The organism is Alcaligenes sp. GW821-FHT11D07, assembly GCF_058808495.1.
This window is the reverse complement of sequence record NZ_JBXART010000004.1, coordinates 72,817-92,577: the sequence shown is the minus strand read 5'-3', so window position 1 is coordinate 92,577 and position 19,761 is coordinate 72,817. Positions and strand designations below refer to the sequence as shown.

The 19,761-nt window shown below is 56.6% G+C and carries 19 protein-coding genes; 11 read left to right on the top strand and 8 right to left on the bottom strand.

Annotated elements, in window-relative coordinates; genetic code table 11:
- The first annotated feature begins 62 nt into the window (after nt 1-62).
- Nucleotides 63-764, top strand: coding sequence for a GntR family transcriptional regulator (locus AC1RSM_RS17180; RefSeq protein ID WP_492933790.1), 702 nt, complete (start codon nt 63-65; stop codon nt 762-764).
- Here the strand turns inward: AC1RSM_RS17180 and AC1RSM_RS17175 are convergent.
- A complete protein-coding gene (locus AC1RSM_RS17175) occupies nt 759-1,841 on the bottom strand; it encodes a TRAP transporter substrate-binding protein (protein ID WP_492933789.1) in 1,083 nt (360 codons plus the stop codon). The genes AC1RSM_RS17180 and AC1RSM_RS17175 overlap by 6 nt on opposite strands.
- Before the next feature lie 72 nt (nt 1,842-1,913).
- Nucleotides 1,914-2,753, bottom strand: coding sequence for a class II aldolase/adducin family protein (locus AC1RSM_RS17170; RefSeq protein WP_492933788.1), 840 nt, complete (start codon nt 2,751-2,753; stop codon nt 1,914-1,916).
- Nucleotides 2,754-2,922: 169 nt separating this feature from the next.
- Here AC1RSM_RS17170 and AC1RSM_RS17165 point away from each other — a divergent pair, with 169 nt between their 5' ends.
- The 7 genes from AC1RSM_RS17165 (at nt 2,923) to AC1RSM_RS17135 (ending at nt 10,841) form a co-directional block, all read left to right on the top strand.
- Nucleotides 2,923-3,828: a LysR substrate-binding domain-containing protein gene (locus AC1RSM_RS17165; protein ID WP_492933787.1), complete on the top strand. Its 906-nt coding sequence runs from the start codon at nt 2,923-2,925 to the stop codon at nt 3,826-3,828.
- Nucleotides 3,829-3,902: 74 nt separating this feature from the next.
- On the top strand, nt 3,903-4,964 hold the full coding sequence (gene ilvC / locus AC1RSM_RS17160; RefSeq protein ID WP_492934004.1) for a ketol-acid reductoisomerase: 1,062 nt from the start codon (nt 3,903-3,905) through the stop codon (nt 4,962-4,964).
- Nucleotides 4,965-4,998: 34 nt separating this feature from the next.
- A complete protein-coding gene (locus tag AC1RSM_RS17155; protein ID WP_492933786.1) occupies nt 4,999-6,504 on the top strand; it encodes a Rieske 2Fe-2S domain-containing protein in 1,506 nt (501 codons plus the stop codon).
- Nucleotides 6,505-6,557: 53 nt separating this feature from the next.
- Nucleotides 6,558-7,568: a PDR/VanB family oxidoreductase gene (locus AC1RSM_RS17150; protein WP_492933785.1), complete on the top strand. Its 1,011-nt coding sequence runs from the start codon at nt 6,558-6,560 to the stop codon at nt 7,566-7,568.
- 167 nt (nt 7,569-7,735) lie between these two features.
- Nucleotides 7,736-8,329, top strand: a complete 594-nt coding sequence (locus AC1RSM_RS17145; RefSeq protein ID WP_492933784.1) for a TRAP transporter small permease subunit — start codon at nt 7,736-7,738, stop codon at nt 8,327-8,329.
- Complete coding sequence (locus AC1RSM_RS17140) at nt 8,326-10,095, top strand: TRAP transporter large permease (protein ID WP_492933783.1); 1,770 nt, start codon at nt 8,326-8,328, stop codon at nt 10,093-10,095. The genes AC1RSM_RS17145 and AC1RSM_RS17140 overlap by 4 nt, the downstream gene beginning before the upstream one ends.
- Before the next feature lie 71 nt (nt 10,096-10,166).
- Complete coding sequence (locus AC1RSM_RS17135) at nt 10,167-10,841, top strand: GntR family transcriptional regulator (protein ID WP_492933782.1); 675 nt, start codon at nt 10,167-10,169, stop codon at nt 10,839-10,841.
- Between the two features lie 175 nt (nt 10,842-11,016).
- On the opposite strand, the gene AC1RSM_RS17130 is transcribed toward AC1RSM_RS17135, so the two are convergent.
- Genes AC1RSM_RS17130 through AC1RSM_RS17115 form a run of 4 tightly spaced genes read right to left on the bottom strand, consistent with a single transcriptional unit; the run spans nt 11,017 to nt 14,535 of the window.
- On the bottom strand, nt 11,017-12,450 hold the full coding sequence (locus tag AC1RSM_RS17130; protein WP_492933781.1) for an FAD-dependent oxidoreductase: 1,434 nt from the start codon (nt 12,448-12,450) through the stop codon (nt 11,017-11,019).
- Nucleotides 12,443-12,733 carry a (2Fe-2S)-binding protein gene (locus tag AC1RSM_RS17125; protein WP_492933780.1) on the bottom strand — a complete coding sequence of 97 codons (291 nt, stop codon included), beginning with the start codon at nt 12,731-12,733 and terminating at the stop codon, nt 12,443-12,445. Before AC1RSM_RS17125 ends, AC1RSM_RS17130 begins: the two co-directional genes overlap by 8 nt.
- Nucleotides 12,726-13,955 carry an NAD(P)/FAD-dependent oxidoreductase gene (locus tag AC1RSM_RS17120; RefSeq protein WP_492933779.1) on the bottom strand — a complete coding sequence of 410 codons (1,230 nt, stop codon included), beginning with the start codon at nt 13,953-13,955 and terminating at the stop codon, nt 12,726-12,728. The genes AC1RSM_RS17125 and AC1RSM_RS17120 overlap by 8 nt, the downstream gene beginning before the upstream one ends.
- A 43-nt stretch (nt 13,956-13,998) precedes the next feature.
- A complete protein-coding gene (locus AC1RSM_RS17115; protein ID WP_492933778.1) occupies nt 13,999-14,535 on the bottom strand; it encodes a helix-turn-helix domain-containing protein in 537 nt (178 codons plus the stop codon).
- 360 nt (nt 14,536-14,895) lie between these two features.
- Between AC1RSM_RS17115 and AC1RSM_RS17110 the strand changes: the two genes are divergently transcribed.
- The 3 genes from AC1RSM_RS17110 to AC1RSM_RS17100 all read left to right on the top strand — a co-directional run bounded on the left by AC1RSM_RS17110 (nt 14,896) and on the right by AC1RSM_RS17100 (nt 18,121).
- Entirely contained in the window at nt 14,896-15,810 is a 915-nt protein-coding gene (locus AC1RSM_RS17110) for a Rid family hydrolase (protein ID WP_492933777.1), read from the top strand.
- A gap of 37 nt (nt 15,811-15,847) precedes the next feature.
- The gene (locus AC1RSM_RS17105) at nt 15,848-16,771 is read left to right on the top strand and encodes a dihydrodipicolinate synthase family protein (protein ID WP_492933776.1); all 924 of its coding nucleotides are present in this window, start codon (nt 15,848-15,850) and stop codon (nt 16,769-16,771) included.
- Between the two features lie 165 nt (nt 16,772-16,936).
- On the top strand, nt 16,937-18,121 hold the full coding sequence (locus tag AC1RSM_RS17100) for a porin (RefSeq protein ID WP_492933775.1): 1,185 nt from the start codon (nt 16,937-16,939) through the stop codon (nt 18,119-18,121).
- A 146-nt stretch (nt 18,122-18,267) separates the two neighbouring features.
- Here AC1RSM_RS17100 and AC1RSM_RS17095 read toward each other — a convergent pair whose 3' ends face one another.
- Both AC1RSM_RS17095 and AC1RSM_RS17090 read right to left on the bottom strand, forming a co-directional pair.
- Nucleotides 18,268-18,723, bottom strand: a complete 456-nt coding sequence (locus AC1RSM_RS17095; protein WP_492933774.1) for a GFA family protein — start codon at nt 18,721-18,723, stop codon at nt 18,268-18,270.
- 202 nt (nt 18,724-18,925) lie between these two features.
- Complete coding sequence (locus AC1RSM_RS17090) at nt 18,926-19,756, bottom strand: alpha/beta hydrolase (RefSeq protein WP_492933773.1); 831 nt, start codon at nt 19,754-19,756, stop codon at nt 18,926-18,928.
- Nucleotides 19,757-19,761 lie beyond the last annotated feature (5 nt).

Here is a 19,761-nt window from a genome sequence, read left to right as displayed (position 1 = left end):
ACCCGACCAGCGCCACAGGGTCTGTACGATACAATCATCCATTCTTTTGTGATCGGTTTCGTATGGCGACTTCGACGGGTAAATCCACACAGGCAAGCAAAGCGGAAACGCTGGTAGACACCATCTATCGGGACACACGCCGGCGTTTGAACGCCGGCGATTGGCACCCTGGCGACCGCCTGCTGGATTATGAGCTGGCCGAGCGCTTTGGCTGCACCCGCATGCCGGTGCGCCAGGCCCTGTTGCGACTGGTCAACGAAGGCTTGTTAAATAGCACCACACGGGGATTTCAGGTCCCCGTGCTCACCGATGCCATGGTTCGCGATATCTTTGAATTGCGCCGTATCCTGGAACCCGCAGCCGCAGCACTAGCCGTCAATATCGCAGACCGCGACCAGTTAAATGCAGGCCTGAGCAAAGCCATCGATCTGGCCAAAGTGGCCATGGTGCATAAAGACGCGGCCCTGATGTTCAGCGCCAACGCCAGCTTTCGCCAAGCCTGGTTGCAATGCGTGCACAACGAGCGCCTGCTGGACGCCATCGCCATGTCCGCCGACCACGCCAACCAAGTGCGCTTTGCCAATACCACCGACACCAACAACTACCACATCACCGTAGAGGCACTGGAAAAACTGGGCAAAGCCCTGACCAGCGGCGATCCGGAATATGCGCGTACTGAAATGGTGGATTTTCTGAAACTGGCAGAGGCGTCGTATTTTTTGCGTCGGCAGCAGATCGATACCGCCCCCGCCATCCACTCATAGCGTGACAGACTGCATGTACTGGTCAAAGCGTGCTTCGGCAAAGCGAAACCAGAGCAGCTCATCTTTCTGAAACGCACGATAGTCTGCGTAGATAGTGCGCCACTGCGGGTTGCTTTCATTAAGCTCCGCATACAGCTCCTGGCTGGCCTTGAAAGAGGCGTCCAGCACTTCCTTGGAAAAGGGCAACACTTTGGCTCCCTGACCCACCAGCTCCTTTAATGCCCCAGGATTGCGCGCGTCATACTTGGCCTGCATATCCAGATGAGCATAAGTGCTGGCCGCAGAGACAATATCCTTGTAATGCTGCGACAGACCGTCATACGCCTTCTTATTGACCAGCAGATCCAGACCCACTGAGCCCTCCCACCAGCCTGGGTAATAGTAGTACGGGGCAACCTTATGAAAACCCAGGCGCAGATCGTCGTACGGTCCTACCCATTCAGCGGCATCGATTACGCCTTTCTCTAGAGCCTGGTAGACCTCGCCACCGGCAATGTTTTGTGGAATGCCGCCCAGTTTCTCGATGACCTTACCGGGCAGGCCGCCAATGCGAATTTTCAAGCCGCGTACATCCTCAGGGGTATTGATCTGCTTGCGAAACCAGCCCCCCATCTGCACGCCGCTGTTACCACAGGGAAAATTGACGATGTTGTAGTTGGCATAGAAATCCCGCGTCAGCTTCAGACCATTGCCGTGATACATCCAGGCAGTCAACTGGCGGGAGTTCATGCCAAAGGGGATGGCACAGCTCAACGCAAAAGCCTCATTCTTGCCAAAGAAATAGTAGGGTGCAGTATGGGCGGCTTCTACCGAATTCTGCTCCAAAGCATCCACCACCCCCATGGCGGGCATCAGTTCTCCGCCGGCGTGCACCGAAATATTGAATTTGCCATCACTTAGTTCGCGCACTTTCTGTGCAAATACTTCCCCGCCCCCATAAATCGTATCCAGATGCTTGGGAAAGCTGGATGCCAAGCGCCAACGAAGGTTCTCTTGCGCCTTGACCACAGCGGGTGCCATGCCACTGGCCACAATGCCGGCCAAGCCGGTCAATTTCAGCATTGCTCGTCGTTCCACGTTTTGTCTCCTCGTTCTGATTATGCGAAATAAGCAGCCTGCCCCCAACAACTCAGGCTGCGGTGGGACGGATCAATCAAACATGTCGGGCTGGGTGCGCAGCAAGTTTTCCCAGATGGGCTGAAAGTGCAGCCAGCCAATGTATTCGCTGCCAACGTGCTCTCGGCTATAGCGGGCACGCTCAGGAGTGACCAAGGTAGGTGTTATGCCTGTAGCGGCCACCATCAATTGCTGTTGGCAGCAACGCTCCAGGGCAATAAACCAAAAAGCAGCCGCCTCAATGCTGTGGCGGCTTGCCGTCAGCAAACCATGGTTCTGGTGAATTGCTGCTTTCACGCCTGCAAACGCATTGGCAACCTTATGACCGGCTTTGGTTTCCACGGCCACCTGGCCTGCCTCCTCGCGGATCACCACGTGGTCCTCATAAAAGGCGGCGGCATCCTGGGTAATAGGCAAAATCTCTTGGCCCAAGGCCGCGAAAGCCGTGCCATAAACCGTATGAGCGTGGCACATGGCCACGATATCCGGATGCTCTTCATGCACAGCAGCATGCAAGACAAAACCAGCCCGGTTCACGGCGTAGTCACCCTCGACAACTTTGCCCTCGTGGTCAGCCAGAATCAAATTGGATACCTTCACATCAGCAAAATGCACGGCCATGGGATTGGTCCAGTACAGGCTGGGGTGTTCAGGATCGCGGATGGTCAGATGTCCGGCAAAACCGTAGTCCAAGCCATGCAAGGCGAAAGCACGGCAAGCTGCCACCAGGCGTTGCTTCAAGTGCGTGCGAGCCTCTTCGAAGGAATCAAACTGGGGCTCTTCGGGGTAGATCAAGCCTTGCTGCTCGGGTTGATAAATAGACTTGCGGCCTGTCATGGCCAAAATTTCGTTGATGTTTGGTTTAGCGTTCATGGGAAGGTCTCCTCCGGGTTCGGCAATATGTTGCGTTGCCCGCACGCCAGCCCATCCAGCGCAGCGTACGGGTGAAACGTGAACTTATGGTAGGGGTCGAAAACCATGAATGACAAACGAAGCTTTTTCAGCTATTGATTAAAACTATTCATCTGAAGAAGGTCTCCCTATGCGAGCCATCCCAAATTTTGCTTGGTTACGTGCGTTTGAATCGGCCGCCAGGCTGGAGAGTTTCAGCTTGGCGGCCGATGAGCTTCACCTGACTCCCTCTGCCATCAGCCATCAGGTTAAAAGTCTGGAGACCCATCTGGGACGCAGCCTTTTCGTGCGCCACAACCGGCGCGTCAGCTTAAACAACCTGGGCCAGGAGTTTTATCGGGAGTTGACTCCCTTGCTGGATAAACTGGCTCGCTTATGCGAAGAAACTCAAGGGGAGGGCGGCACTCCGCCAGCCTTGACGGTGCACTGCGCACCCAGTCTGGCCGTGAAATGGCTGGGTCCACGCCTGCACGCGTTCATGCGGGAACATCCCGGTTTGGCCATCCATTTGCGTACCGATGCCACCCCGCCGGACCTGCATCAGTCCACAGACATAGACTGCGTGATCAGCTACGGGCATGCCCCCAGCCACGATCCCCGGCTCGTTGTGGAGTCATTGCATCCCGAGCCCCTTTTGCCCTTATGTTCCCCAAAGCTCTACGCCAAGCTGGCCCTGCATCAGCCTTGGTACCTGCACTTGCCGCTGATCGACTCCACCATCAGCCCCGTTAGCTGGGCTGACTGGTTTGGCAGCAACGGGATGTCTGCCCCACCCGGGCCCCGCCTGTCCTTTGACCGGGGCGCCATGGCTGTCGCCGCTGCGGTAGACCAGTTGGGTGTCAGTCTGGAAACACTGCGATTTGCCGAGCGAGAGCTGGATAACCGGGAGCTGGTCGTCCTGCCTGCTCCGAATGGCCGCAGCCTGCAGCGCGAGATGCATTTCCTGTACTACCGCAACCACCGGGATACCTTGCAACGCATTGAACATCTGCGTGATTGGCTGCTGCGCGAAGCCAGCCTTGCCCCCATGCGCTGAGCAAATCTGACTCCCTAGGGATTTCCCCCGATCTTCCGATTTTTCCTTGACACCTCGAATAACGCCCCTCAATACTGAACTCTGTATACAGAACACAGAACTCACAAAAAGGAGGCAGTATGAAGGTGTTTTATGACAAGGATGGTGATCTGGCCCTCGTGCAGCAACGCCGGGTTGCGATCATTGGCTACGGCTCTCAAGGTCATGCCCATGCGCTGAATTTGCGGGATTCGGGCGTGGAGGTTGTGGTTGGGCTGCGCCCCAACAGCACATCCCGTCCCAAAGCAGCCATTGCTCGCCTGACCGTGGCCGATATCCCGGCCGCCGTCCAGCAAGCCGACATCGTCATGCTGCTTTTGCCTGATGAAGATATTGCCCGTGTCTATGAACAGGACGTCGCGCCTCATATTCGCCCTGGAGCGACTTTGGGGTTTGCCCACGGCTTCAATATCCACTACGGCCAAGTCAAGCCCCGCGACGATCTGGACGTCATCATGGTGGCCCCAAAAGCACCCGGTCACACCGTGCGGTCCACCTATGTCGAAGGAGGCGGTGTACCGCATCTGATCGCCATCCACGCAGACCGCTCCGGCCAGGCCCGTGAACTGGCACTGTCGTATGCCATTGCCAATGGGGGCGGGCGTTCCGGGGTGATCGAAACTGATTTTCGCGAAGAGACTGAAACCGATCTGTTTGGCGAGCAAGCCGTGCTCTGTGGCGGCATGGTGGACTTGGTCAAATGCGGATTCGAGACCCTGGTCGACGCCGGCTATTCCGAGGAAATGGCTTATTTCGAATGCCTGCACGAGCTCAAACTCATCGTGGACCTGCTGTACGAAGGAGGCATTGCCAACCTTAACTACAGCATCTCCAACAACGCCGAGTTTGGCGAATACCAGGCAGGCCCACGGATCGTGACCGACGCCACACGCCAAGCCATGAAAGCCCTTCTGCGCGACATCCAGGATGGCACCTATGCCAAGAATTTCATTCTGGAAAGCCGTGCTGGACAACCCTCCTTGAACGCCCATCGCCGCTTGAACCAGCGCCACCGTCTGGAAATTGTGGGCGAACAACTGCGCGCCATGATGCCCTGGATCAGCGCCCAGGCATTGGTCGACAAAAAAGTAGCCTGACCCCTTCCACCATTGATCTGCACACGAGGACGACATGACCGAAAAGAAACTGATTCCCTACGGCGGCTATTACACCAACCGCACTCCTGAACACGACCCCGAACTGACCGAGGTCGGCCCCGGCACACCGATGGGCGAATATATGCGCCGCTTCTGGCACCCTGTATGTATGGCAGCAGAGCTGACCGACACCCCCCGTTTTCTGAAAATTATGGGTGAAGAGCTAGTCGCTTTCCGTGACAAAAGCGGCCAGATTGGATTGCTGCATGCGCATTGTGCCCATCGTGGTGCGTCACTGGAATACGGTGCCATTCAGGAAAAAGGCATCATGTGCTGCTACCACGGCATGGTATTTGACGTAGACGGAACCTGTCTGCATGTGCCTTATCCCAAAGGTGAAGAGGCCGAGGGTGAAAAATACGCTTGTTCCATCCGTCAGGGTGCCTACAAGGCCTTCGAGCGCCACGGCCTGATCTTCGCTTATATGGGCCCCCCCGATGCGGAGCCACCTTTCCCTGAATGGGAAGAAAACTTCACTGTCATGCCCGGTGACGAGCTGGTCGCTTTTAGCAATTTCCAGCATTGCAACTGGCTGCAGGTACAAGACAACGCCGCTGATAACTTCCATCCCACTGCACTGCACGCTGCCAAGAACGTCGTAGGGGGCAACTATCAAGGCACAACCTTTGACGAAGTAGGTGCTGCCTCCATGGAGGTGGCACCAGATATGCAATTTATCCCTGTCCACAACGGCCGCAGCTTGGCCTGCGCAGGCGCACGTCGTGCCAGCAAGGACAATCTGTTCATTCGTGTTCAACACCAGGTTCTGCCCAATCTGAGCCTGCACGCCTACACCTCGGAAGACGGCTCGCAAGAAAAGTTTTTCAGCCGCTTTCACATCGTGCGTTGGACGGTGCCCGTTGATGATCAAAACAGCAAGATGATTGGCTGGCGTGTCATGGGTCCTGGCATTGATACGCGCGGTGTGGGCAATAAAGAGATGGTCGGCTACGAGACCATCGACTTTCTGGAAGGGCAGGTGGCCATGCGTCGTCCCGAGCGCTTCGGTCAGTACAAGCTGGAAGATTTCCCGCCCATCCCTAGCGACCACCGCACTCGTCACAACTACAAGGAATGCCAGCAAGCACCCGGAGACTACGAAGCCATCATCAGCCAGCGTCCTATCGCAGTGCACGCTCTGGAGAACCCAACCAAGTTCGACGCAGGCTTATACATGTTCCGCAAAATGCTGCGCGATGCCTTGCGCGGCGCAAACCCTGCTGCCACTCCCGAAGGCTTTGCTCAATGGCTGAAGGACTGCGGTGGGGCTCCCAACAGCTATTGCTCTGGCAATGTGCTGTCCATCCCTGAGTCGGACGACTTGGCACAAGAAGTCTCACGCCGACGTCATGCCACCCGTGAAATCGTGCGCATCCTGACCTCTGCGGATGGACTGAAAGGCTCGGAACGCGAAGCCTTTGTCAAACAAAGCATGCAAGAGCTGCAACAATCGCTCAGCGCTATCACCGCCGAGTCCTGATCACCTGCCGCACCCGCTCCAGGGGGGGCGGGTGCCCACACACGGAGAGCGCTATGAACGCCATTGCAGAACCCGCCACTCCCGTCCAGGCGGCCATCAATCAGGACGGCTTGCTATCGTTGCGCATCCGGCAGATACGCTACGAAGCACACGGCATCAATTCTTACGAACTAAGTTGCCCCCAGGGTGGCGAGCTACCTGCCTTTGAAGCCGGTGCCCATATCGATGTTCATATTCAACCCGGATTGATACGCCAGTACTCCCTGTGCAACCCCCCCCATGAACGACACCGCTATGTCATCGCGGTCTTGCGTGATGCTCACGGAAGAGGCGGCTCACGAACCTTGCATGACACGTTGCAGGTTCAGCAGCACGTCACGGTCAGCGTCCCTCGCAACCACTTTCAACTGGACCCGCAAGCGCGGCGCTCCATCCTGCTGGCCGGGGGAATCGGTATTACGCCCATTAAAGCAATGGCCCACTTCCTGGAGTCCAAGGACCAGCCCTTTGAGCTGCACTACTGCACTCGCAACGCCGACACCGCCGCCTTTGGCTCGGATCTGATCCGTTGGCAAGACCAAGGTCGCCTGCATTTGCACCTGGACAATGGCAATCCTGCACAGGGGCTGAATCTAGAGGAGTTGCTGGCCCATGCTCCTGAGGGCACCCATGTGTACTACTGCGGCCCAGCCGGCTTTATGCAGGCCTGTGCCCAGGCCAGCACCCATTGGCCCGCCAGCTCCGTGCACTGCGAGCACTTCAAAGCACCTGAACCAGCCCCAAGCGCGAACACACTGTCGCCAGGAGCCTTCATTGCAAAAATTGCCAGCACAGGTCAGTGCATCGATGTAGCCCCGGACCAAACCTTAAGTGATGCCCTGACACAAGCAGGCGTTCCTATCGCCACCTCCTGCGTATCCGGTCTGTGCGGCACCTGCCGAGTCGATTATCTGCAAGGGGACGTAGACCACCGGGACTACATCCTGAGTCCCGACGAACAAAGCCGCTGCCTGACCGCCTGTGTCTCGCGCGCCCGTTCGGGTGTACTGATCCTGGATCTGTAAAACAAGCGAATAATCCTGGCCTTGCCAGGGCACCGCACATTTACTTCGGGCTTATTTCTTGCCCAAGGAGATACCTGCATACCTACCACTAAGCGGCTTGCAAAAAGGCCGCCACCAAAGCTCCCCGGCAGCACAACGACGAACACAACAATATTCGCGGAGACAATATGACTGCATTGAAAACCATGGTGGGGGGAATAGACCACCTGAACCGCTGTATCGGCTTCATCATCAAATGGCTATTGCTGGCCACCACCCTTCTAAGTGCCAGCAATGCCATCACCCGCAAGGCCTTTGATCTAAGTTCCAACGGCATGTTGGAAGCGCAGTGGTACCTGTACGCGGCTGTTTTTCTATTAGGAGGAGGCTATGCCTTCATGCACAACAGTCACGTACGCATCGACTTTATCTCCACCCGCCTGGGTGCACGCGGACGCAATCTGGTCGACGTTATCGGAATTATTGTTGTTCTGATCCCCTTCTGTATTTTCGTCATCAACCTTAGCTGGGGCTTTTTCACCGCCGCTTGGCATTCCGGCGAGATGTCCGGTAATGCGGGAGGTTTGGTGCGCTGGCCCGCCTACTTATTGATTCCGGCCGGGTTCAGCTTGTTGCTGCTCCAGGCACTGGCCGAGCTCTGTAAGCGCGTTCTTTTCCTGGCGGGTAAAGACACAGACTGTATTGCTGAAGATGGCTCGCAAGACACGCCTATCCATGTTCCCCAAGAAGCTCTATCAAGCGCACAGGAGGGAGCACGATGATTGCCACCTTCATCACGGAATACTTCGTTCCCATCATGTTTCTGAGCCTGATCGTGCTGTTGCTGACTGGCTTCCCAGTCGCCTTCGGTCTGGCCGCAACAGGTTTGGTTTTTGGCGTGCTGGGTATCGCGTTGGAACTGTTCCCCACCAATCTTTTTCAAGTTTTGCCACTGCGCATCTTTGGCATCATGCAAAACGAGACCATGCTGGCTATTCCCTTTTTTACCCTGATGGGCATTATCTTGGAGCGCTCGGGCATGGCCGAGGATCTGCTTGAGACGATGGGCCAATTATTTGGTGCCGTCCGTGGTGGACTGGCCGTTTCGGTCGTTCTGGTCGGAGCACTGTTGGCGGCCTCCACTGGCGTTACCTCTGCAGTTGTGATTTCCATGGGCCTGATTTCCTTGCCCGTCATGCTGCGCTACGGTTACAAACCGGAAATCGCAACCGGTGTCATCACCGCCTCGGGGGCTCTCGTACAGGCTCTGCCGCCGTCTCTAGTCTTGATTGTGATGGCCGACCAACTCGGTCGATCTGTCGGAGATATGTACGCGGCTGCTCTGGGACCGGGCTTGCTGCTACTGGTGATCTATATTGCCTTTGTCATCATTCTGGCTTTGGTTCGCCCATCCTGGATGCCTGCCTTGCCTGAAGAGGCCCGCAGTCAGACTACCGCGACAGGCGCAAGCGGCCGGCGCTCACTAGGCATGCTGGTGCTGTTTTGTACCTTCATCGGCTTTACTTGGGCGGGTTTGCACAATGAAGTCATGGCGCAGGTTTTCTCCAAACCTACTCAAGCTCCAGGCGATCAAGTGGCCATTACCGCCTTGATTGTGGCGTCCATGAGTGCGCTCTTGTTTGCTACCGTTAATCGTGTGACAGGCTGGGGCCTGCTTTCTCAGTTGGCCGAACGCTTTGTGTTTGCCCTTATTCCTCCGGTCATACTGATCTTTCTGGTCCTGGGGACCATCTTCCTGGGCATTGCCACACCGACAGAAGGCGGCGCCATGGGCGCAATTGGTGCTCTGATTCTGGCCTTGGTTCGCAAACGCCTTAACTGGTCCCTGCTTAACCAAGCCCTGGAGAACACCGCCAAACTAGCTATTTTCGTGATGTTCATCCTGATCGGTTCCACAGTCTTTAGCTTTACCTTCAGTGCTGCGGACGGACATGTCTGGGTAGAAAATCTCTTTGACGCCATTCCCGGCGGCGAACTGGGCTTTGTCATTGCCGTCAGCGCCATTATCTTTGTGCTGGGCATGTTCCTGGATTTCTTTGAGATAGCCTTTATTGTGGTGCCCCTGCTCGCCCCGGTGGCCAATAGTCTGGGTATTGATCTGATCTGGTTCGGCATTGTCATCGCCCTGGTACTACAAACCTCTTTCCTGACGCCGCCCTTTGGCTTTGCTTTGCTGTATTTGCGTAGCGTGGCTCCCCGATCCGATTATGTCGATCCAGTTAGCCAGCAAACTATTCCAAGGGTTCGTACCCAGCAGATCTGGAAAGGCTCAGCCTACTTCGTCGTACTACAATTGCTGGTGGTCGGTATTGTCATTGCCTATCCCCAGTTGGTTACAGGCGGTTTGCACAAAACAATCAGCCTGAGCGAGGAAGAAATCATGCTACAGCTAAATAGTCCTGCGCCAAGCTTCAACTCAGATGCCCTGCTGACAGACGATCCGCTGACCAACCCCTTTGAAGTACAAGCGACATCCAATCAGGACCCTATGGCTGTGCTCTTGCAGTCCATGCAGACCAAGCCTTGATGTAAACCCAGGGCCACAGCATCACTGTGGCCTTACCTTGTTTTTTTGTTTGTATCGGAGTTCCAGACCTCATGCATGCCAAGCTTTCCGGTAAGTTGCAGGCCCGTCCACATTATGTGGACGAGGTCTACCGCATCCTGCTCGATGCCATCAGTGACGGCTCCCTGGCCCCTGGCTCACGAATCACTCAGGAAGACATCGCTGAGCAGCTCAAAGTGTCACGCTCGCCGGTATTGCAGGCCATCCAACTACTGAAAAAAGATGGATTGCTACAAGATGCCGAGGGGCGGGGCGTGATGGTGGCCCCACTGGATCTGGAACATATCGGACACCTTTACCAAGTTCGAGGAGCCTTGGAAGCCCTGGCTACCAAACTGGCGGCACGCCAAAGTGCGGTACTAGATCCAGATTTGATTCGTCTGGGCCGCAAAGTTGCTCGCGGACACGATGTACGGGCCATGATCGAAGCTGATGAGGCCTTTCACAAAGCAATTTATGAAGCCTCAGGCAACCCCATGATCGCCGAAAGTGCTCAGGTGCATTGGGTGCACTTGCGCCGTGTCATGGGGGCAGTGCTGCAATCGGCCGAACAGCGACTGTCCATCTGGGACGAACATGAAGAACTAGCCAAGGCCATCGCCGCAGGCGATGAAGCGGGTGCCATTGCCATTTGCGAACGGCATATGCACAACGCCAGTGACAAACTGCTGAGCCGCTTGCAGGAAATACTCGAACAACCTTCCTGAGCACAAGAGCAGCCCATCATCAGTTTTATCCGACTGGACCGCGCCAGCTTCGCAGTAGTCAAAACAGCCCCTTCCAAGGGCTGTTTTTCTTTCCTCAAAAGCATACAAACTATCCTGCTCAACGCAGGGGGATAAAGCACTCGGCAGGGCAGTATCCGGCTCGGGAATCGTCGCCTTATTCCATCTTCGCCAAAGCGATCAGCGGCACTGGTTTGACCGGGGCCTGTGCTTTATAGATCCCTACCTGATCTATCGTGCGTCCCAGGCGGCTGGCCAGCATCTGCGCCACGGTGTGTTGGCAGTAGCGCCCCTGACACATGCCCATACCGGTACGGCAGGCCAGTTTGATGCTGTTGATATCGGTCACGTAGGGATGGGCATCCAAAAACTGCTCTACTTCCTGCGCCGTGACTTCTTCGCAGCGGCATACCACGGTGTCAGCAGTGATGCGCTGGCTTAGCGCCTCCAGTTTGGGGGCCGACAAGGCAATCACCGTATCGGTGAAACGGCGGTTTCGGCGCAGGCGCGCACTCAAATCAGAGATGGTTTTTTCAATCTCCACCGAACCCGCTTGCTTCATTTCCAGCACGCATTGCCAGGCCGCCAATTCCCCTTGCAAGTGCGCGTTGTAAGCACCGGCAATGCCGGTCTGCTCACCCGCTACCATCACCCCTTGTTGTGTGCTGTGCAGCCTGTCGTCATGTTGCACCAACCAACCTCCGGCTGCGCTGTCCCACTGCACGGCACAGCCTGCTTGCCGGGCCAGCTCTGTGCTGGCCAGCAGGCCGTAGCCCACTACCACCGTGTCCACATCCACACGTCGCTGTGTGCCGGGGATAGCCTGCCAATGCTCATCGACCTTGCACAAGGTAGCGGCTTCTACAGCCTCCTTCCCATGAGCTTGCTCGATGCCCGTCGCAAACCGCAAGGGCACGCCATGACGACGCAGCTTCCACAAGATGCCGATCAATTGCTTCACCAACCGGGATTGCCCGGGCAGGGACTGGGTGGCACGCAGCATTTCTTTCAGATTAGGCAGGCTGCGGCTAATCGCCACTTCCGCAATCTGTGCACCGGCGTCCAGCAGCAAATCAGCAAGCAGCAGCAGTAAAGGGTGACCACCCACCAGCAGAAAGCGCTGGCCCGGCAGCAAGCTCTGACTTTTGATCATGGTTTGTACACCACCCGCACTCAGGACGCCGGGAAGGGTCCAACCAGGAAAGGCCACGGGCAGGTCGTAAGCTCCGGTCGCAATCAAGATGCGGCGAGCACGCAGCAAAGCGGCGCCATCCGGTCCCGCCACACCAATCTGACGCTGGCTCTGATCCTGTGGATCGTCAAAAATCCCCCAGACCAAAGTACTGAAGTGCCATTGCACCTCTGTGCAGCCACGCGCCCATTCAAACAAGCGGTGCGAGAACGGATAAGTATCCATAGAGTCAGGGTCGGCCGCCGCGAACTCTTGGGGTGCCTGACGGAAAACCTGCCCGCCAAAGCGGGGCTGCTCGTCTACCACGGCCACCGTCAAACCTTGGGCGCTGGCAATTCGCGCAGCAGACAGACCCGCCGGTCCTGCCCCAACAATCAAGAGGTCCAAAACATCAGACATGGTCGGCCACCTCGATACGCATGCCCGAACGCACCGTTGTCATACAACTGCGTTGCCCTTGCACACCATCAATGGTGACGATGCAATCAAAGCACACGCCCATATTGCAAACCGGGAGACGCGGCGCACCGCTGGCAGTGCGGCGAAATGCCCCCACCCCGGCCGCCAGCAACACGGTGGCGACGGTTTCTCCCTGATAACAGGACGTGTCCTGCCCATTGATAATCACCACAGCAGGCTCGAAGCGCTGCCGTTTATGCAGCAAGCGTTGTGCGTCAGGCAAAGGTCAAACTCCTAAAGCGGTCAGGATCATAAGCAGAGATATCCAGGCTGGGCGCCTGCCCTAACATGCGCTCCACCAGCAAATGCGCGTAGGTCAAACCAAGAGTGAAGGCAGCACCCCCCGTGGCAATGAACAGGCCTGGGCGGTGGGGGACTTGTCCCAGCAAAGGCAGTTGGTCAGACACCAGCGCCGTCACCCCCGTCCAGGCACGCAGGATGGGAAGTTTTTCCAGCTGAGGCACAACACTGCAGGCGGTTTGTACGCTGCGCTGCAAGGAGTCCAAACAGATGTCTGGCTTGCGCTCCAGGTCAGCAATACCGTGACGGTGGTGCAAGCGCGAAGGCCAGCCACCACCAATGAGCACCGTACCTTCTGCGGTTTGTTTCAAGGACAAGCGACGGCCCACATGCTGGAACAGATAGTCCATAAAAGGGGCGGTGCGAGCTGTCGCGGTCATGGTCAGGGCGATGGGGCTGACCGGCAATTGCGCCCCTGTCATCTGGGCAATTCGGCCAGACCAGACACCGGCGGCAATCAACACCTGTGCGCTGCGGCATTGTTCTCCGCTGGCAACTTCGGCCTGCCAATCCCCGCCTACGCGCTTTAAGTCGACGATCTTGCATTGACTGACAATCCGCGCACCCAGAGCACGGGCAGCGGCGGCCAAAGCCAAACTGGCACGGCGTGGATCGGCCTTGCCTTCGTCGGCACAAAATGCGCCCATCAAGACGGACTCGGACAAGTAAGGGGCTTTGGCCTGCAAGGCGGCACGGTCCAGTAACTTGACCGTTAAACCGGCCTGACACTCCAGACGGCTTTTCTGTTCCAGGATCTGCGCTTGTTGAGCCGTCTCGGCCAGCATGAAGCCGCCTTTTTGACGCACGCCCACTGACACACCCAGCTGATCTTCCAATGCACGCCAGCGCGCAATGGCATCCACGTGCAAAGGCATGGCCTGCAGGGCGCGTTTACTGGCTTCCAGGCCCGCTTCGATCATGCGGTATTCCATCTGGAAGTGCAGACTGCCGGCATTTTGGCTGGAGGCTTGCAGGCTTAGCTCGCCTTGTTCGATCAGGGTGACTTGCACGCCTGCCAGGCTTAAGTAGTAGGCAGCGGCACAACCCAGCAAGCCGCCGCCGACGATCAAGACATCAGTGCGGGCGGCCAAGGTGCCAGGGGCACCCGTCTGCAAGGGGGAAAGAGAATCAGGGGTGGGGCTCATAGTGTATGAAAGCGCTACACCGTGCACCCCAGATCAATGTGACTTAGGGTACGGGCGGGGTAATCGACATGATGATTTCAGCTTCCTCCGTTCCCCGGTTCAGGTAACGGTGGCTTTGGCGTGCATCAAAGCTGATGTTCTCGCCAGCTTTGACGTCAAAACTTACCTTATCAATCTCTGCAGTAATGACACCCCGGACCACGTACACGCTTTCCAGGGACGGATGCGACATATCGTCCATGGACTGTTGACCAACTTCGTAAACAGCCCGGAACACTTCCATTTCGCCATTGCCGCGCGTCAGTCGCTCGTACACGACGCCCCCGCGCGGGCCACGCAACAACATGCGCTCACCAGGGCGGCTGATCCATACCGACGGCCCCTTGCTGGAATCCATGAACAAGGAAGACATGGATTCCCCAAAGATCCCGCTTAGCTTGCGCAGGGTCGTCAAACTGGGCGTGGTCACACCGCGCTCCACCTGACTGAGCAGCGTGGGGGAGAGCTTGACCATATGCCCCAACTCCCGCAGGGACAGGCCCTTGGCCACGCGCAGCTCATGAAGTCGTTTGCCTATCATTCTGAAGTCCTATGTTCGTGTAGTTATGTGTAGCCGAACTTCACGAATTATAGGGTAAGAGAGGCAGCCCCATGGTGTGCAAATGCATGTTCCAAAACGGCACAAACCGTGCAGTTTCAGTGCTGAATTCTTCCAGACTTTACACGTGTGCACAAGCACTTCACGCCTGACCTGACATCACCTACATCTAGCCAAAAACACAAACCCTTGTTTATAAACAACTATTTACCTAGGGAAAATACGTAGTCGGGTTTTTTAACAAAAAACTAAAAGCCTAAAGTATTATTGATCCGTAAATTATGTGCAGTAAAATTGCACAATCTTGTGTACAGTCCCTGCAAGGGCCTAAACGGAGACTCCATGACATCGCCTGTTTTGCCACTGGCTATCGAACAAATTGATCACGCCGCCTGGACGGTGCCGGACCTGGATGCGGCCATCGCTTTTTACGAGCGCCTGTTCGGAGCCCGTCAGCTCTACCGCCTGGGGCCTATCAACAGTGCAGACCTGCCCCGTTCTGCCCAAGGCAAAGACTGGACACACGCCCATCTGGACGTACCCGATGCCTGCCTGGAACTAGCCTTCATGGTGCTGCCCAATGGGTTTCACATTGAACTGTTTTCCTATGACAAGCCGGCCAGCAGCACCGCACAGGCGCTGAAATCCAATCATATTGGCGCACACCACTTGGGTTTTCTGGTGGCAGACCTGGATCAGGCCGTTGCACAACTTGAACAGCATGGCTGCACAGTTTTGGACCGTATCGCCTTTGATTCCGGCCCCACAGCCGGGGCTCAATTTCAGTACTTCACCGACCCGTGGGGCAATATTTTTGAACTGGTCCAACGCAGCCAGCCATTGAACGCCCACCAGGGCCGCGAATGCGTCAATCCAAGCTCGCTCTACAACAGCACCAACTTCGGTTTTTCTCACGCAGTTATTCAGGGCCAAAGCCGCACCGTGCATCTGGCCGGCCAGGTTGCCTGGAATGGGGAAGGGCAGCTGGTAGGCGCAGGCGATCGCATCGCCCAAACCCGTCAGGCTTTGCTGAACCTGAAAACCGTGCTGAAAGAGGCCGGTGCCAGCCCGCGTGATGTCGTGCGCTTGCGCACCTATCTGGTGGGTCACACGCCAGAAGAGCTGGGCCCCATCTGCGCCCTGATCAACGAGTTTTATGAAGGCGCCGAACCGGCTGCCAACACCTTGCTGGGAGTGGCCAACCTGGCCTTGCCAGACATGCTGGTCGAGATTGAAGCCACCGCAAGTCTGCCCTGAGACTCCCTATTTTCTTTAACCCATACAAGTGACACACATGAGTAAGAAACACCGGGTGAACTGGAAGGGCTATATCCCGACCACCATCACCCCTTTTGATGAAGCTCGCCAGCTGGATGTACCAGCACTGCACAGCATGTTGGAATGGCTGCATGCAGAGGGCATGCATGGCTTGTTTGTAGGCGGCACCACCAGCGAATGGACCAGCCTGTCGGCCCAGGAGCGCGTAGATCTGTTTCGCGCCAGTGCCGATGCCATGCGCGGCAAGCTGCCCTTGTTGGCAGGATGTACCGGCTACACACCTGCCGAAACCATCGCTCTTGCTCAAGAAGCCCAGGCCCTGGGCTATGAAGGCGTGGTGATTGCACCTCCGCCTTATGTGCGACCCAATGACAAGGAAATCCTGGCCTTCTATCAACAGATTGCCAAGGAAATCACGCTGCCCATCGTCATTTACAACTGGCCTGCTGGCACGGGCATCGACCTGTCTGTAGACCTGCTGGAACAGCTGACGGACATAGACGGTGTGGTGGGCATCAAGCAATCCAGCCCCAGCATCGAACAGTTCATCAAAACCCTGTTCCGTCTGAAAGACAAGGTGCGCGTTTACGGTTTTCGCATGGACGAGCACGGCCTGGCCTTGCTGCAAAGTGTGGATGGTGACGGCACGATTGGCGCCGGCGGTGTGCTGGGCCGCTATCAGCCCGATTTTTATAACCACATCTGGCGCGGCGATATCGATGCCGCCCGTGCCTGCGGTCAAAAAGACATTCAAATTTTGCAGCGCTGGTACACACCGGAGCTGATTGGCCGTTACGGCTCCTCGCCAGCGGTGCTCAAAGTTGCTTTCAATATGCGCGGTGTCCCCGTGCAACCCTATGTACGCCGCCCCATTCTGGAGGTCGAGGACACCGAGATAGCACTGATACGCCAAACCTTGGTCGATCTTGAACTGATCTAAGACCCCTGTAGCGAGTACCGCCGGTACTCGCCCCTTACCCCCTTCGCTGTAACAAGGCGCAGGCTTTTTGCCCTGCCTGCTTTGTTGCGTCTGTTGCTTGCTGCCCCACGGGCAGCAGGGGGATTGCTGCACGCTTTTTTTATCTACCACAAAGGAGAAGAGGAATTGAAAATAAGAAACACCACCGCGGCTAGCACAGCCCTGTTTTTACTCATGGCCAGTTCGGCTGCCCACGCATCTGTCACCCTGTACGGTATTTTGGACACCGGCGTTGGCTACGACATGAACAAGGGCAATAGCAGCTACAGCCGTGATCGCAGCGATGCAACCGAGTTCAAGACCTCCCGCCTGGGCCCTAATAGCGGGGTGCATTTTGGCAGCCGTTGGGGGATTCGTGGTTCGGAAGATTTGGGCAACGGCCTGCACGCCAAGTTTGTACTGGAAAGCGGCTTTGACGTGCCTACTGGCCAGTCTATTCAAGGCGGCCGCCTGTTTGGTCGCCAAGCCACTTTGGGGCTGGCCGGGGACGATTGGGGTCAGGTCGATTTTGGTCTGAAAAACAATATGCCCACCGAATACTTCAGCATGGCCCACCCCTTGGGCGGTGGCGGTGGGATTGTAGGGTTTGGTTCGACCTTCAGCGTGGCCAACACGGTGCGCTACGACAACCAGATCCAGTACCAGTCCCCCAACCTGAACGGCTTCCAGTTTGGTATTGGCTATTCCTTCAATATCAATGGCAAACAGCAATGGGATAGCGAACGCCCGGACGGCAGCAACAGCAAGGACAGCAATATCCGTGCCGTCACGACCGGCTTGCGCTACAGCAGTGGCCCTCTGAGTGCAGCCTTGGTTTACGACCAATTGCACATCAACAAACAAAGCGCCAACGGTTCGCGTCCTGCCGCTGACTCCACTCGCGTCAATGCCTGGGCTGGTGCCGCCAGCTATGACTTTGAAGTGGTCAAAGTTTTTGCCGGTATCGGTCAAACCCGGGATGGTCTGTTTGCAACCCAGGTCTTTGGCCTGAGCAACGTCACCAATCCACTGCCATCCTTTTCCGCCGTGCCGGGCTTGCGGATCAACTCCTATTCCTTTGGTGTGACGACACCGTTGGCAGGTGGCCGCTTCTCGCTGGGTTGGAACATGGCTGATCCACGCAGCTTGCCGGAGAGCATTACGGGTCTTAACGCCGAAACCAAGCGTCAACACGTATATTCGGTGGGATACCAGTACGACTTGTCCAAGCGCACCATGGTGTACGTGTACGGCGGTTACGCAAAGAACCTGACCTTCTTGCCTGACGCGCGCGCCACCCAGTTGTACGTGGCGTTCAACCACAAGTTCTAAGCATGAAGGCGCCCTTTGGGGGCGCCAGTTTGAATCACGGGCCATGTCCGTGAGCCGCTGCAAAGTTTCTACCGTAGATACGCGAAGCTGTTCTGCGTTATCTTTTTATACGTCCCTATACGCTTGCCGCATGGGGACGTTTTTTTTCAGCCTTCGTCCGCTTCGGGATTGGCCTCATATCGCAAGTAGCCCGCAATCACGCTGCCACCGCCTGGCCGATCCTTGGGATGGCTGCGACCTTCATTAACCGGCACTTCTGTAAAGTCGAAGGGACTCATGCCTTCGATACAAGCCACATTCACACCATATTGCTCAGGGTTGGAGCGCCGCTGATGGAAGGTGTAGATGCCGCAGCGCGAACAGAAATAATGCTTGGCCTGCCCGGTATTGAATTGATAAAGCGTCAAGGCATCCTGACCCTGCTCGACCTGGATATCCGCCAGATTGGCCGATACCGCCACCGCACCACGCATACGGCAATACGAACAGTTGCAACGGCGCGCAGAGCGCAAACCATCGCTTAGCTTCACTGCAAAGCGAACGGTGCCGCAATGGCAGGCCGCTTTGTAGGCAGGGCGGGAATCAGGAGTGTGTTCAGTCATAGACGGGCTTCAATCCAAGGTTTGTCGATGCGAAATAGGCACCATGCTAAATCACCGCAAGCCAGTCCGGCTACAAAGGCTGCACGGCCAGCCTTAAATCCATCACAGCCGCTGCAACGCAGCACGACCGCTATACACAGACGAAAAAAACCGGGCCAAAGGCCCGGTAAAAGTGGTTTGTCTAATGAAAGACAGAGATAACTTAGTTCGTTGCCAAAGCCAGCAGGCGCTCGGACAGGACGGACTCTTTATCGGCCAGGGGGGCGATCACGTTGTAGTGATTCGTCCCCGGCAGTGCCCTATACACCACGCCTATACCTTGGCGGGACCAACTGTCCGCCAGCGCCTGGCTTTGTCGATGAAACTCCGAGGTTTCATCCCCACCTACCCAGGCCTCGAAAGGCTGCCCTTCTTTGGGTACCGGCCAGAACAAGGGGCTGGATGCGCGGGCTGTTTCAGCGTTAAGCTGCAAGGCATCATTGATCCCGATATGCGTCAGTGGTTCCAGATCATAAAGACCTGATAATCCGAACCCTGCCCGCAACATATCGCGGGGTAAATCAGCGGCGAATTCAGGCCAATCTGTTGCCAGCAGGCAGGCCGCCAAATGGCCTCCTGCGGAGTGTCCTGCCACCACAATAGGGCGCTGGAAGCGTCGCCAGACCGTGGCACAAGCCAGGCGCAGTTCTTCAATGATCTGCGCCACGCTGGCTTGCGGACACAAGGTATAGGTTGGCAAAACGGTAATCAAACCATTGTCCACACTGCCTTGTGCCAAATGGCTGAAACGGCGCTGATCCATGGACTGCCAATATCCCCCATGAATAATCATCAACACCGCCGCATCCGCGCGCTCCACAGCCGGGAAGTGAATGTCCATGACATTGCGCACTTCGGGGCCGTAGGGCTGATTCGCTTCATGGCGCGAGCTGGCCCGGAACTGTTCGGCCAGTCCCGGCCAGGAGGCCACAATCTCCTTATGATCGGGCACGTGCCAACTGGCGCTGTATTCACTTTCCAAATGCTGTGTCATGACTG